The 14,076-nt window shown below is 69.6% G+C and carries 13 protein-coding genes; 5 read left to right on the forward strand and 8 right to left on the reverse strand.

Annotated elements, in window-relative coordinates:
* Window positions 1-30: 30 nt before the first annotated feature.
* The 7 genes from CGQ25_RS17815 to CGQ25_RS17845 form a co-directional block, all read right to left on the reverse strand.
* Entirely contained in the window at window positions 31-1,008 is a 978-nt protein-coding gene (locus CGQ25_RS17815; protein ID WP_255405437.1) for a sugar kinase, read from the reverse strand.
* Window positions 1,005-1,661: a bifunctional 4-hydroxy-2-oxoglutarate aldolase/2-dehydro-3-deoxy-phosphogluconate aldolase gene (gene eda / locus CGQ25_RS17820; protein WP_208711127.1), complete on the reverse strand. Its 657-nt coding sequence runs from the start codon at window positions 1,659-1,661 to the stop codon at window positions 1,005-1,007. The genes CGQ25_RS17815 and eda overlap by 4 nt, the downstream gene beginning before the upstream one ends.
* 11 nt (window positions 1,662-1,672) lie before the next feature.
* Window positions 1,673-2,512 (reverse strand): 5-dehydro-4-deoxy-D-glucuronate isomerase, encoded by an 840-nt coding sequence (kduI, locus tag CGQ25_RS17825; protein ID WP_208711128.1) that lies wholly within the window; start codon window positions 2,510-2,512, stop codon window positions 1,673-1,675.
* 48 nt (window positions 2,513-2,560) lie between these two features.
* On the reverse strand, window positions 2,561-3,325 hold the full coding sequence (gene kduD / locus CGQ25_RS17830; RefSeq protein WP_208711129.1) for a 2-dehydro-3-deoxy-D-gluconate 5-dehydrogenase KduD: 765 nt from the start codon (window positions 3,323-3,325) through the stop codon (window positions 2,561-2,563).
* 30 nt (window positions 3,326-3,355) lie between these two features.
* Complete coding sequence (locus CGQ25_RS17835) at window positions 3,356-4,519, reverse strand: glycoside hydrolase family 105 protein (protein WP_208711130.1); 1,164 nt, start codon at window positions 4,517-4,519, stop codon at window positions 3,356-3,358.
* An 80-nt stretch (window positions 4,520-4,599) separates the two neighbouring features.
* Entirely contained in the window at window positions 4,600-5,976 is a 1,377-nt protein-coding gene (locus CGQ25_RS17840) for an MFS transporter (RefSeq protein ID WP_208711131.1), read from the reverse strand.
* 212 nt (window positions 5,977-6,188) lie between these two features.
* The gene (locus CGQ25_RS17845) at window positions 6,189-6,557 is read right to left on the reverse strand and encodes an L-rhamnose mutarotase (RefSeq protein WP_208711132.1); all 369 of its coding nucleotides are present in this window, start codon (window positions 6,555-6,557) and stop codon (window positions 6,189-6,191) included.
* A gap of 211 nt (window positions 6,558-6,768) precedes the next feature.
* Here CGQ25_RS17845 and rhaI point away from each other — a divergent pair, with 211 nt between their 5' ends.
* The 4 genes from rhaI to CGQ25_RS17865 are packed head-to-tail and all read left to right on the forward strand — an operon-like array spanning window position 6,769 to window position 12,606.
* The gene (gene rhaI, locus CGQ25_RS17850) at window positions 6,769-7,935 is read left to right on the forward strand and encodes an L-rhamnose isomerase (protein WP_208711133.1); all 1,167 of its coding nucleotides are present in this window, start codon (window positions 6,769-6,771) and stop codon (window positions 7,933-7,935) included.
* A gap of 45 nt (window positions 7,936-7,980) precedes the next feature.
* Window positions 7,981-10,038, forward strand: coding sequence for a bifunctional aldolase/short-chain dehydrogenase (locus CGQ25_RS17855; protein WP_208711134.1), 2,058 nt, complete (start codon window positions 7,981-7,983; stop codon window positions 10,036-10,038).
* Window positions 10,039-10,066: 28 nt separating this feature from the next.
* Complete coding sequence (locus CGQ25_RS17860; RefSeq protein ID WP_208711135.1) at window positions 10,067-11,551, forward strand: rhamnulokinase family protein; 1,485 nt, start codon at window positions 10,067-10,069, stop codon at window positions 11,549-11,551.
* 32 nt (window positions 11,552-11,583) lie between these two features.
* Window positions 11,584-12,606: a LacI family DNA-binding transcriptional regulator gene (locus CGQ25_RS17865; protein ID WP_208711136.1), complete on the forward strand. Its 1,023-nt coding sequence runs from the start codon at window positions 11,584-11,586 to the stop codon at window positions 12,604-12,606.
* A 35-nt stretch (window positions 12,607-12,641) separates the two neighbouring features.
* Here CGQ25_RS17865 and CGQ25_RS17870 read toward each other — a convergent pair whose 3' ends face one another.
* A complete protein-coding gene (locus CGQ25_RS17870) occupies window positions 12,642-13,067 on the reverse strand; it encodes a RidA family protein (protein WP_255405438.1) in 426 nt (141 codons plus the stop codon).
* Between the two features lie 143 nt (window positions 13,068-13,210).
* Here CGQ25_RS17870 and CGQ25_RS17875 point away from each other — a divergent pair, with 143 nt between their 5' ends.
* Complete coding sequence (locus CGQ25_RS17875) at window positions 13,211-14,062, forward strand: fumarylacetoacetate hydrolase family protein (protein WP_208711137.1); 852 nt, start codon at window positions 13,211-13,213, stop codon at window positions 14,060-14,062.
* Window positions 14,063-14,076 lie beyond the last annotated feature (14 nt).

Genomic DNA, 14,076 nt, shown 5'->3' on the forward strand with positions numbered 1-14,076 from the left:
CGGCATAACATCCAGTCGCGCGGGCCAGCGCTACCGCAGAACAGGATCGCGCGGATCAAGAAGGTGCAGCTCGCTCCTGCGCGGCATGCCCTCCCAATCGCCGGGGACCAGGCACGCGAAGGCGCCGACCTGGTTGGCGACCATCAGGCGCTGTTCGACGTCGGACCCGCGGAGCAGCTCCGACAGGTACCCGCCGACGAACGCGTCCCCGGCGCCGACCGTGTCCACCACGCGTACCGGAACCGCTTCTCGGGCGTACTCGGCGCCGTCGACCAGCGCGAGGCAGCCGCGGGCCCCGCGCTTGAGGACCACCTGGGTGGGGCCCAGCGCCGCGATCCGCCTGGCCAGTTCCCCGGCATCGCTGGAGGGGCCGACGGCGATCGCGGCCTCGTCGTCGCCGGCGAACACGATGTCGGCCTGGGCGATGATCTGCCGGAAGTGCTGGCCGGCCAGCTTGGCGGGCCAGAGCGCAGCGCGGTAGTTCAGGTCGAAGGACACGAGTGCCCCGGCCGCCTTGGCGCGGTCGACGGCCTCCTGCGTGGCGGCGGCGGCCGAGCCGGAGAGGGCGGGCGTGATCCCGGTGATGTGGAGCAGCCGACAGCTCTCGATGACGCCTGCGGGGAGATCGTCCGGCCGCAGGCGCGATCCTGCGCTGCCCGACCGGTAGTACGAGACCTTGAGGGCCTCAGCGGTGCGCCGTTCTTTGATCATGAATCCAGTCGGCGCGGCGTCGTCGCGGACGGGCACGACGGCGATGCCCTCCGCGCGCAGCTCGCGGACCACCAGGTCTCCCGGGCCGTCCGCGCCGACACGCCCGATCCAGGCCACCGAAGTCCCCAGACGCTGCAGCGCCACGGCAACGTTGCTCTCGGCTCCGCCGACGCCCAGGCTCCAGCTGTGCACGTGGGGCAGCGGGCCGGGGGCGTCCGCCTTGAACAGGGCCATGGTCTCGCCCAACGTGACGACCTCGGCGGCCGGAAGCTGCGCGCTCTCCCGTGCCGCCGTCACACGGACGCCTTTGCCGTTGCGGACTCGGCTTCTGACGCGAGGGCGACGGCCTCCGAGGTGCGCCGGGTGATCTGGGCGAAGTCGCCGGCCTGCACCCGGTCGCGCGGCACCATCCAGGAGCCGCCGACCGCAGCCACGGCCGGAATTGCGAGGTAGTCGTGGAGGTTCTTCGGGCCGATCCCGCCCGTGGGCACGAAGCTCAGGTCCCCGAACGGCGCCGCAAGCGCTGCGATCGCGGGAGCGCCACCCGAGGTTCCGGCCGGGAAGAACTTGACCGTGGTCAGTCCCAGCTCGAGGGCAGCCTGGATTTCGGTGGCCGTGACGGCCCCCGGAAGCGCCAGCACGCCGTGGTCATGGCAGCGTTCCACGACCGCCCGGCTGAGGCCTGGCGAGACCACGTAGGAGGCGCCCGCCTCCACCGCCCGGTCGACCTGCTGGCTCGTCAGCACCGTGCCTGCCCCAACGACCATGTCCCCGCGGTCCGCCATGGCGCGGATCGAGTCGGCAGCGGCGGGGGTGCGGAACGTGACCTCGGCGACGGGCAGCCCGCCGGCCACGAGGGCGGCGGCCAGCGGCGCGGCGTCGCGCGCGTCGTCGAGCACGACGACGGGCACGAGGCGTGCGGCGCGCAGCGCGGAAAGCGTCTCACTCATCGGTGCCGCCCTCACCGCAGGGAGGTGACGGGAACGGCGTCCATGTCGGTGAAGGACTGGTTCTCCCCGGCCATGGCCCACACGAAGGAGTACGCGGCCGTCCCGACGCCGGAGTGCAACGACCAGGAGGGCGAGATGACGGCCTGCCGGTCCGCGACCATGAGGTGCCGGGTCTCGGCCGGCTGGCCCATCAGGTGCAGCACACGGGCGTCCTGCGGGACGTCGAAGTAGAGGTAGCACTCCGTGCGCCGGTCGTGCGTGTGCGCCGGCATGGTGTTCCACATCGATCCGGGATGCAGCTCCGTCACGCCCATGACGATCTGGCAGGACTCCACGCCCTTCTCGTGGATGTACTGGTTCAGGGTCCGCCGGTTGCTGGTGAGCTGGTCTCCCAGCTCCAGCACCGTGCCCTCGCCCCTGAGCACGAGCTGCGTGGGGTAGGTGGTGTGCGCGGGAGCGCTGAACAGGTAGAACTGGGCACCGGCGGCCTCCTCGCCCTCGGGGGCGTCCGCGAAGGCGATGTCGCGAGTGCCGCGCCCGACGTACAGGCAGGCGCCGTGCGGCATGGTGAACACCTCGCCGTCGGCGGTGACCGTTCCGGTGCCGCCCACGTTGACGATCCCGACCTCGCGATTGGCGAGGAAGTACTCCGCGCGGAGCTCGTCGAAGGTCGGGAGTGGCAGCTCGCGTCCGGCGGGGACGGCGCCGCCGAGGATGATCCGATCGTGATGCGTGTAGACGACCTTCACCTCGCCGGGCACGAAGACGTCCTCGATGAGGAAGCGCTCCCGCAGCTCGGCGGTATCGAAATGCGGCAGCTGGCCGGGGCTCGTGGCGTATCGCTGTTCCATGAAGTGCTCTCCAGTCTCAGAGTGGGTCGGTGTGGTGGGGCGGCGGGGTCAGCGGACCAGCCAGCCGCCGTCGACGGGGATGATTGCGCCGTTCAGGTAGTCCGAGGCCGCCGAGGCCAGGAAGACGAAGGGGCCCTGCAGGTCGGTGGGCGTGCCCCATCGCCCGGCCGGGATCCGGTCGAGGATGGACTTCTCGCGCGACTCGTCGGAGCGGATGGGGGCTGTGTTGTCGGTGGCCATGTAGCCGGGGGCGATGGCATTGACGTTCACCCCGTGGGCCGCGAGCTCGTTCGCGAATGACTTCGTGAGCCCCGCGACGGCGTGCTTGCTCGCTGCGTAGCCGGGCACGAGGATGCCGCCCTGGAACGAGAGCATGGAGGCGACGTTGATGATCTTCCCCCCGCCCTGCGGCACATAGCGCCGCGCAGCGGCCTGAGAGAGGTGGAAGACGGCGTCGAGATTGACTGCCATCACGTCGTCCCAGTCCGACGCGGGGTGATCCAGGAGCGGGGCGCGGCGGATGATCCCCGCGTTGTTGACGAGGATGTCGATGCGGCCAAGGGCATCGACCACCTGCTGGATGGACTCGTCCAGCTCCCGGGGCGTCGCTGAGACGAGGTCCTGCTCGATCGTGTGGACCCGCCGTCCGAGCGCCCGGACCTTCTCGGCGGTTTCCTCCGCCGGGCTCTGGCTCAGCAGGGCGACGTCGGCCCCCGCCTCGGCGAGTGCGACGGCGGCGCCTTGCCCGAGGCCACGGGACGCGCCCGTCACGAGGGCGACCTTTCCGTCCAGGCGGAACGAGTCGAGAACCATCAGTGTGCCTCCATTAGTGGTCAGCGGGGGTCAGTAGTAGGTGCGCAGATACTCAGCCAGGCACAGGATCGCCATGGCCTGCCCGTAGGGCATCGAGGTGCGCGGGATATTCCGGTAGAAGTCCAGGTCCGAGCCCATTCCGGTCCCGAACGAGACCTGCTGCAGCTCGCCGTCGTCCGAGATGTTGTCGATCACCGCACGGACCGCCTTCTCGGCGACTGGCTGGTAGTCGGCCTTGAGGTAGCCCCTGCGCACGCCCTTGAGGATTCCGTAGGCGACTCCAGCGGTCGCGGAGGCCTCGAGGTAGGAGGAGGGGTCGTCGAGGAGCGTATGCCAGAGCCCTGAGCCGTCCTGGAGGCGGGCGAGGGCGGCGACCTGCGCATCGAGGATCTCGATGAGGAACCGCCGCACGGGGTTGGATGCGGGCAGGTCCACGAGCTCGAGGAAGTCGGGGATGACCATGGTCAGCCATGAGTTCCCGCGGGCCCAGCGGGCTTTGGCGAAGTTGTGGTTGCCCTCGAAGGACCACCCGTGGAACCAGAGACCCGTCTCCCGGTCCATGAGGTGGGCCGCGTGGGTGAGGAACTGGAACGTCGCCTCCTCGACGTAGTGGGGACGGTCTAGCAGAAGGCCGATCTTGGCCAGCGGCAGGACGGTCATCATGAGGGTGTCGTCCCACAGCTGGTGGTGGTTCTCCTCAGCCAGGGTGATGTGCTGCATGCCACCGTGCGGCGTACGGGGCATGGCCCGCATCGCCCACTCGGCCCACGAGTCGAGCCACGGCAGAAGCGTGCGGTCGCCGGTCTCCTCGTACCTGAAGGCGAGCGTCAGGAACGGTGCCATGGTGTTGACGTTCTTCGTGGTTCCCTCTGCCAGCCGTGCGGCGAACCACGCGTCGATGATGTCCCGCATCGCGGTCTCGCCCGTCTGGTCGTAGTACTGCCACATGCCGTAGAGGCCGACGCCGTGGGTCCACTCCCAGCCCGCCCAGCCCTTGGTGTCGATGACGCGGCCGTCGTCGAGCCGGAGGAGGAATTCTCCTGTCTCATCGCTGATGCCGACGAGGTTCTCGGTCAGCCGGCGGACCAGCTCCTGCAGGCCGCTGCGGGGGATGAAGCGCTCCGGAGCGCGCAGCAGCGGGCTGTGCTTCACGGGCCACACCGCCGCGTGGGGGGCCGTCGTCTTCTCGGTCATCTCGTCTCCGCTTGTCGTGTGCGTGGGTGGTTGGCTTGTCGAAGGGGGAACCTCAGGTTCCCCCTTCGACGGCACGGTGGCTAGGCGCCCGTGGTGCTGAGCCGGTTGGGCGCGGTCTTCTCGTCCTCGAGGTCTGCGAGGGTCTTGCCCTTCGTGTCCGAGGAGAGGAGGGCCGCCAGGGCGGCGACGACGCAGATGCCGAATGTGGCGCCACCGATCACGAGCGGGACGTTCGCCGTTCCGGGGGGAGCGATCGCCGTGAAGATGCTCGGGAAGAAGGAGGCGATCATGAGGCCGATGTTCTGCGACACCGCGAAGCCGGTCACCCGGATCCGCATGGGGAACTGCTCCTGGAAGAAGGTCGCGAAGGTCGCGTTCCACATCTGGAAGAGGGCGCCCTGGACGATGACCACGAACACGAAGACGAGGACGAGGCTGCGCTGGTCGATGGCCCAGAGGTACGCCGCAGCCAGCAGGCCGCCGCCGGCGCCGCCGACGATCATGAGGGCCCGCCGCCCGATCCGGTCGGAGAGTGCGCCGAAGACCGGGATGGTGATCACGGCGGCCACGTTGGCCACGAGCGTGACCCAGAGGAATTCGCCGGCGGAGAAGCCGATGCCATAGCCCTTCTGCGTGGCGTAGGACACGCCGAAGATCAGGGTTGCCATGCCGATGACGTTGGTGAACGTCATGATGATGCAGCGGACCAGGACCCAGGGGTGGCTACGGAGGAGGTCGACGAGCGGGAAACGGCGCTTGACCTCGGCCTTCTCGGCCTGGGCAAGGTAGGCGGGTGGCTCCTGGACGCGGCGGCGGATGAGGTAGCCGGCCAGGATGACGAACGCGCTGAGCAGGAAGGGGATCCGCCAGCCCCACGTCTGGAACTGCTCCGCGGGGAGGAATGCGGAGAGGGGCAGCAGTGCCGCGGTGGCGAGGATCGAGCCGACCTGGGTGCCCTGGAGGCTGAAGCTGGCGAAGAACCCGCGCTTGGCATCGGGGGAGTGCTCGACGATCATCGCGCTCGCGCCGCCGAGCTCGCCCGCGACCGCGAAGCCCTGGATCAGACGCAGGGCCACGAGGAGGGCGGGCGCGAGGAGTCCAACCTGCTGGTAGGTGGGCAGGAGGCCCACCGCGAAGGTGGCGACCCCCATCAGCAGCATGGCGAAGACCAGGACCTTCTTCCGCCCGTGGCGGTCCCCGTACGCGCCAAGGACGACCGCGCCGAGCGGACGGGAGACGTAGCCGACCGCGTACGTCGCAAGTGAGGCGATGATCGCGACGGTCGGGTTCTCCGAGGGGAAGAAGACGCTGGGGAAGACCAGCGCCGAGACCGTCGAGTACAACGCGAAGTCGTAGTACTCGAGGGCGCTTCCGATCCAGCCGCTGATCGCGGCCTTCTTCGGGTTGCGCCGTCCGATGCTGGCTTCGGGACCGAAGTCCCCGGCTGACGTGTTCATGTGCTGACTTCCTTCATCGACGTTGGTGATGAGCCGGCGCTGGCCCCGCAGGGGCACTGGTCGTGACGGTGGATGCTGGGGGAGGGATGCGAGGCGTTGAAGCCTTCGCTTCTTGAATCGTTTCATCAATCGTAGAAGGTGAGGTGCGCCACGTCAACGCCCCGAGGATGCTTGTTTCCATTCGGCCGTGCAGCGTTCCCCGCCCGGGCCTCCTACTCGAGATGGAAGTACTGCAGGAGCCCCTCGGGTGCCGACCCTTCGACGAAGTACTGGGCCATCTGGGCCTGCCACCGCGCATTCACCGGATGCCTTGCCATAAGGGTCTCGGCGTCCCAGGCGTCATCGGCCTCGAAGTACCCCACGACCAGGCCGTCCTCGGCCCGGAGGAACAGCGAGTAGTTGCGCCATCCGGTCCCGCGCAGGGCGTCAAGCATCTCGGGCCACACCCTCTGGTGCACCTCGACGTACTCAGCGAGCTTCTCGGGGCGGATCCGCAGGAGGAAGCAGTGCCGGGTGCGGAGGACCTCCTGGGGCACTTCGACCAGACCGATCAGCTCGGAGGGTGTTGGGTCGGGATTCATGGGGCTCCTTTGGCCGGAAGGGCTGTGATGTGCACCTCGGTGGGGGTTTCATCGTAGAAGATATTTGAGACGTTTCAAATGCGGGCGTGATCGTTGACGTGACCTGATTCACCGGCTACCGTGGATGAAACGATTCAATAAATAGGGAACAGGCCGCGTCGAGTCGCCCAGGCCGCTCTCCTGCGTCGGTCCTCACAGAGAAGAGAAGATCATGACAGCCTTCGACGACATCGCACCGCGTCTCGCCGCGCAGGCCATCGAGCTGCCCTCGTGGGCCTTCGGCAATGCCGGCACCCGCTTCAAGGTCTTCGGCACCCCCGGAACCCCCCGCACAGTCGAGGAGAAGATCTCCGACGCGGCGACGGTCCACCGCTTCACGGGCCTCGCTCCCACCGTGGCACTGCACATCCCTTGGGACGCCGTGGACGACTATGCCGCGCTGTCCCGCCACGCTGCCGACGAGGGGGTGGCCCTGGGCACGATCAACTCCAACACGTTCCAGGACGAGGACTACAAGTTCGGCTCGCTGACCCACACCGACGCGGCCGTACGGCGCAAGGCCATCGACCACCACCTGCAGTGCCTCGAGATCATGGAGGCGACCGGCTCCCGGGACCTGAAGATCTGGCTCGCTGACGGCACGAACTACGCTGGCCAGGGTGACATGCGCGGCCGCCAGGACCGCCTCGCCGAGTCGCTCGCAGTGATCTACAGCCAGCTCGGGATGGAGCAGCGGCTTGTCCTGGAGTACAAGTTCTTCGAGCCCGCCTTCTACCACACGGACGTGCCGGACTGGGGCACCGCGTACACCCAGGTCGCCGCCCTCGGGGAGCGCGCCGTCGTGTGCCTGGACACGGGGCACCACGCCCCGGGCACCAACATCGAGTTCATCGTCATGCAGCTCCTGCGGCTCGGGAAGCTGGGGTCCTTCGACTTCAACTCCCGCAACTACGCCGACGACGACCTCATCGTCGGTGCCGCCGACCCGTTCCAGCTGTTCCGCGTCATGGTGGAGGTTGTCCGCGGGGGAGGCCTGGACCACGAGTCCGGCGTGGCGTTCATGCTCGACCAGTGCCACAACGTGGAGGAGAAGATCCCCGGCCAGATCCGCTCGGTCCTCAACGTCCAGGAGATGACTGCGCGGGCGCTGCTGCTGGACCGCGTGGCACTCACCGCGGCGCAGGAGGCCGGCGACGTGCTCGGAGCGCACCAGATCCTCATGGACGCCTTCTACACCGATGTCCGTCCCGCCCTGGCCGCGTGGCGGGAATCCCGAGGCCTGCCCGCCGACCCCATGCGCGCCTACGCGGCCTCGGGCTACCAGCAGCGCATCGCCGACGAGCGTGTCGGCGGCGCCCAGGCCTCCTGGGCCTCCTGATCCATCCCGCCCGTCGACCCACCGACTTCCAAGGAACGCCAGATCATGAACACCATCACCGACAGCCCCGCGCAGACCGTCGTCGCGGACCTGATCGCCCGCTCCAACCAGCTCGGCGCCGACCCGAGGAACACCAACTACGCCGGTGGCAACACGTCCGCGAAGGGAAGGGCCACGGACCCAGTCACGGGCGAGGACGTCGAGCTGCTGTGGGTCAAGGGATCGGGCGGTGACCTCGGCACCCTGACCGAGCAGGGCCTCGCGGCGCTTCGCCTCGACAGGCTGCGGGCCCTCGCGGACATGTACCCGGGCGTCGAGCGCGAGGACGAGATGGTCGCCGCGTTGGACTACTGCCTGCACGGCAGGGGAGGGGCAGCCCCCTCGATCGACACCGCCATGCACGGCCTGGTGGGCGCCGCCCACGTGGACCACCTCCACCCGGACTCCGGCATCGCCATCGCCACAGCGGCCGACGGCGAGAGGCTCACCTCCGAGGTCTTCGGCGGGAAGGTCGTGTGGGTGCCGTGGCGCCGCCCCGGGTTCCAGCTGGGACTGGACATCGCCGCCATCAAGGATGCCAACCCGCAGGCCGTGGGCTGCATCCTGGGCGGACACGGCATCACGGCCTGGGGCGAGACCAGCGAGGAGGCGGAGGCGAACTCCCTGTCGATCATCGCCGCGGCGGAGAGGTACATCGCCGAGAACTCGAAGGCCGAGCCCTTCGGTCCGGTCCTGCCCGGCTACGAGGCGCTCCCCGAGGCTGAGCGGCGCGCCAAGGCGGCCGCGCTGGCGCCGACGATCCGGGGCCTGGCCTCTCACGACCGGCCGCAGGTCGGCCACTTCACCGACGACCCCCGGGTCCTCGACTTCCTCGCCGGCGCGGAGCACCCCCGTCTGGCGGCCCTGGGCACCTCATGCCCGGACCACTTCCTGAGGACCAAGGTCAAGCCCCTGGTCATGGACCTCCCCGCAGATGCATCGGTCGACGACTCCGTCGCCAGGCTGAAGGAGCTCCACGAGGCCTACCGGTCCGACTACCAGGCCTACTACGACCGCCACGCCGTCCCGGACTCCCCAGCGATCCGCGGGGCTGACCCGGCCATCGTGCTCGTGCCCGGCGTCGGGATGTTCTCCTTCGGCAAGGACAAGCAGACCGCGCGCGTCGCCGGCGAGTTCTACCTCAACGCCATCAACGTCATGCGGGGTGCCGAGGGGGTATCCTCCTACGCCCCCATCGACGAGGCCGAGAAGTTCCGCATCGAGTATTGGGCCCTGGAGGAGGCCAAGCTCCAGCGCATGCCCGAGCCGAAGCCACTGGCGACGCGGATCGCGCTCGTGACCGGCGCGGCCTCGGGCATCGGCAAGGCCATCGCCACCCGCCTGGCGGCCGAGGGGGCGTGCGTGGTGATCGCCGACCTCGACGCGGAGAAGGCGCGTGCGGCGGCCGCTGAGATCGGCGGACCCGACGTCGCCGTCGGCGTTGCCGTGAACGTCGCCGACGAGGCAGCTGTTCAGGCCGCCATCCAGGAGTCGCTTCTCGCCTTCGGCGGACTGGATCTCGTGGTCAACAACGCCGGGCTGTCGCTGTCAAAGCCGCTTCTGGAGACCACCGAGAAGGACTGGGACCTGCAGCACGACGTCATGGCCAAGGGCTCCTTCCTCGTGTCCAAGAACGCCGCCCGCGTGCTCATCGACCAGAACATGGGCGGAGACATCGTGTACATCTCCTCGAAGAACTCGATCTTCGCCGGGCCCAACAACATCGCCTACTCCGCGACCAAGGCCGACCAGGCCCATCAGGTCCGTCTCCTGGCAGCGGAGCTGGGCGAGCACGGCATCAAGGTCAACGGCATCAACCCCGACGGCGTTGTGCGCGGCTCGGGGATCTTCGCCGGAGGCTGGGGCGCCAAGCGCGCGGCGGTGTACGGCGTCCCCGAGGAGGAGCTGGGCCAGTACTATGCCCAGCGGACCCTGCTCAAGCGCGAGGTCCTCCCCGAAAACGTCGCCAACGCCGTCTTCGCCCTCTGCACCTCGGACTTCTCGCACACCACCGGCCTGCACGTTCCGGTCGACGCCGGCGTCGCCGCCGCCTTCCTGCGCTGATGCTGGTCGTGATCAGAGGAGAGAGAGCATGACGACATCCGTGGCGGCGGTCGACCTCGGGGCCACGAGCGGCAGGGTCATCCTCGGCGGCCTCGAGGACGGGCGGCTTCGCCTGCGCCACGTCGCCCGCTTCCCCAACCAGCCGGTGCAGCTGCACGAAGGCGGCCGTCTCGGCCTGCACTGGAACATTGCGGAGCTCTACCGTTCCCTGAGTGCCGGCCTTGCCCAGGCCCTCCGGGACGAGCCCCGACTGGCCTCCATCGGGATCGACTCCTGGGCCGTGGACTACGCGCTGCTGCGCCGCGGACGCATGCTCCGGCTGCCCTACCACTACCGCGACGGGCGCACCGCCCGAGGGGTGGAGGCGGTGCACGGCCGGGTGCCCGCCGTCGAGCTCTACCAGCGCAACGGGCTGCAGCACCTGCCCTTCAACACGGTCTTCCAGCTGGCTGCCGACTCGGAGGAGGGAGACCTCGCGCTCGCAGACCGGGCGCTGCTCATCCCGGACCTCATCGCCTACTGGCTCACGGGGGAAGAGGCCACCGAGGCAACCAACGCCTCGACGACCGGGCTTGTCGACGTCCGGTCCGGTCAGTGGGACACGGCGCTCTCCGATCGGCTTGGCCTGCCGCGGGACCTCTTCCCATCCCTGGTCCATCCGGGGCACCGGCTCGGCGCCCTGCTGCCGGAGGTGGCGGCAGAACTCGGGGCCTCCCGCACGGTGCCCGTCACCGCCGTCGGCTCCCACGACACCGCCTCTGCCGTGGTGGCGGTTCCGGCCGCCGACGACGAGTCCGCCTTCATCTCCTCTGGCACCTGGTCGCTGGTCGGGCTCGAGCTCGACGCTCCCGTGCTCACGCCCGAGAGCCTGGCGGCGAACTTCACGAACGAGGGCGGAGTGGACGGGCGCGTGCGCTACCTCAAGAACGTCTCGGGGCTGTGGCTGCTCTCGGAGTCGATCCGCACGTGGGAGGGGCTGGGGGCGACGGACGCCCAGCGCACCAGCGACCTCGCAGCCCTGATCGCCGAGGCGGCCGCGGTGGCCCGCCCCCAGCCGGTCTTCGATGCTTCCGACGAGCGCTTCACGGCCCCGGGGGACATTCCCTCCCGCATCGCGGCGTGGTGCCTGGAACACGACCTCGAGCCGCCGCGCGGCCGGGCCGAGTTCGTCCGGTCCATCCTCGAGTCGCTCGCTGCCGCGTACGCGGCCACGATCGAGCAGGCCGAGCAGCTCTCAGGCAAGCGGATCCGCACCGTGCACATCGTCGGCGGCGGGTCGCAGAACACCCTGCTCTGCCAACTCACGGCCGACCGCACGGGGCGGACGGTCCTCGCCGGACCCGTCGAGGCCACCGCGATCGGCAACGTCCTGGTCCAGATGAGGGCCACAGGCATCCTCTCGGGGAGCCTTGAGGCCCTCCGGAGCGTCGTGGCCCGCACGTTCGAGCCGGTCCGCTACCCACCCAAGGCCCACGCCCCGAGCCTTTCCCGCGCTGGCCATTGGGTACGATGACACTCTCACCTGTGAGGAGGGGGAATCCGGACATGAACCGTGGCCGACCGCCGGTGAGCATCAAGGACGTCGCCCGCCACGCGAACGTCTCCATCGGCACGGTGTCCAACGTCCTGAACCGCCCCGAGATGGTCTCCGAGGATCGCCGGCGCCGCGTCACCCAGGTGATCGAAGAGCTGGGCTACGTCCGGAACGACGTCGCCCGCCAGCTCAAGGCTGGCCAATCCCTCACCGTGGGCCTGGTCGTGCAGGACTCGGCCAACCCCTTCTACAACGAGATCGCCCTGGGCGCGGAGGCCGCGGCGGAGAAGCTCGGCCAGGCCGTCATCCTGGGCAACGCGGGCCTGTCGCCGGCCAGGGAGGGCCTCTACCTCGACCTCTTCCAGGAGCAGCGTGTCCGGGGCGTGCTCATCACTCCGCAGTCGGCGGACCGCGCCCGCATCGACACCCTCCGCTCGCGCGGCATTCCCGTGATTCTCGTCGACGAGCACGCCTCGTCCAGCCTGTACTGCTCGCTGGCCGTGGACGACATCGAAGGCGGCCGGCTCGCCGTCGAGCATCTGCTCTCGACCGGGCGCCGCCGGATCGCCTTCGTCGGCGGCCCCGACTCGCTGCACCAGGTCCGCGACCGCCGCACCGGTGCGCGTCGCGCCGTCCAAGGCGTCCCCGGCGCGTCCCTCGAGGACTTCGCCAGCGAGGCCCTGACTGTACTGGAGGGCAGGCGGATCGGGGAGCAGATCGCGGACCTGCCGCAGGACCGGCGCCCCGATGCGGTCTTCGCCGCAAACGACCTGGTGGCGATCGGCCTGCTGCAGGCCTTCGCGTTCCACCGCAGGATCCGTGTCCCCGAGGACATTGCACTCATCGGCTACGACGACATCGACTTCGCGACCTCGGCGATCGTGCCGCTGTCGTCGATACGCCAGCCGGCGCGGCTGATCGGCCGCACCGCGGTGGAACTGCTCGAGGACGAGAGCACGGACCCCGAGCACCGCCACCGGCACGTCAGCTTCCAGCCGGAGCTTGTGGTCCGCGATTCGACCGCCGCCCCTTAACGCCGCGGCGGCGCCCGAGACCCCGGAGTCCCGCCCTACTCCGCCGCCGCGCCCGACCCGATCACCGCGACGCCCTTGATCTCGATGAGCGCCTCCTCCTGCCAGAGCCGGGTGATGCCGATCCCGGCCATGGCGGGGTACTCGCGGCCCGCCATCTCGCGCCACAGGCGCCCGATCTCGCGCCCGTTGGCCATGTAGTCGTCCACGTCGGTCAGGTAGATCGTCACGTCGACGAGGTCCTCGGGCTTCCCGCCCGCCTCCTCCAGTGTGGCCAGGACGTTCCCGAACGCCTGCTTGAACTGCTCGACGATCCCGCCGGGCACGATCTTCATGTCCGCATCCAGGGCGGTCTGCCCGCCCAGATACACGGTGTTCCCCACCTTGATCCCGTGCGCGTAGCCCGACGGCTTGGGCAGCGACGCCGGGTTGATGGTCTCCTTGCGCGTCATGGTGGCCTCCATGGTGTCCTCCTGCGTCCCTCGCGGGCTCGTTCCAGTGTGGGGCTAGTCACGGCCGTGTGAGCCGTGTTACGTTGAGCTTAGTTGACGGACGTCAAGAAAGCGACATACTCAGGAATGTCGCCCACGACCCAGGGAGGAGCCCCATGGAACTGGCCACCATCCGGACCGCGGAGGGAACCCGCGCCGCCGTGCGCAGCGGGGACCAGTGGCTGCCGCTCGGCGCCCCGCACCTCAGCGCGCTCCTCGCCGACGCCGCCTGGCGAACGACGGCGCACGCCGCCCTCGCGGGGACCGCGCCGCACGCCGCGGCCCCGGTCGCGGCGAACGACGCCGAGCTCGTCCTCCCGCTCCCGGCCCCGCGCAAGGTGATCTGCTGCGGACTGAACTACGCCGACCACATCCTCGAGATGGGCCGCGATCTCCCCGAGCACCCCACGCTCTTCGCGAAGTTCGCCGACACCCTCACCGGCCCCACGGACGAGATCGCCGTGCCGCCCGCCGCCCAGGCCGAGCTCGACTGGGAAGCCGAGCTCGCCGTCGTCGTCGGCGCGGAGCTGCGGGACGCACGGGAGGACGAGGCCCGGGACGGCATCGCCGGCTACACCCTCGCGAACGACATCTCCGTCCGCGACTGGCAGAAGCGCAGCCTCCAGTGGCTCCAGGGCAAGGCCTGGGACGCCACCAACCCGCTCGGCCCGGTCCTCGTCACCGCGGACGCCCTCGATCCCGAGGCCGGCATCGAGATCACCTGCGAGGTCAACGGCATCCGCCGCCAGACCGGCAACACCAAGACACTCGTGTTCGGCCCCGCGGCCCTCGTGGCCTACATCTCCCAGTTCACCGTGCTGCGCCCCGGCGACGTCATCCTGACCGGCACGCCCGGCGGCGTCGGCATGGGCATGCGGCCTCCGCGGTATCTCGCCGATGGCGACACCGTGGTGGTCGAGGCCGAGGGCCTGGGCCGCCTGGCCAACACCATCCGCTTCACCGACTGACACCGACACACTAG

Source organism: Sinomonas sp. R1AF57 (assembly GCF_002224485.1).
Lineage (GTDB): Bacteria > Actinomycetota > Actinomycetes > Actinomycetales > Micrococcaceae > Sinomonas > Sinomonas flava.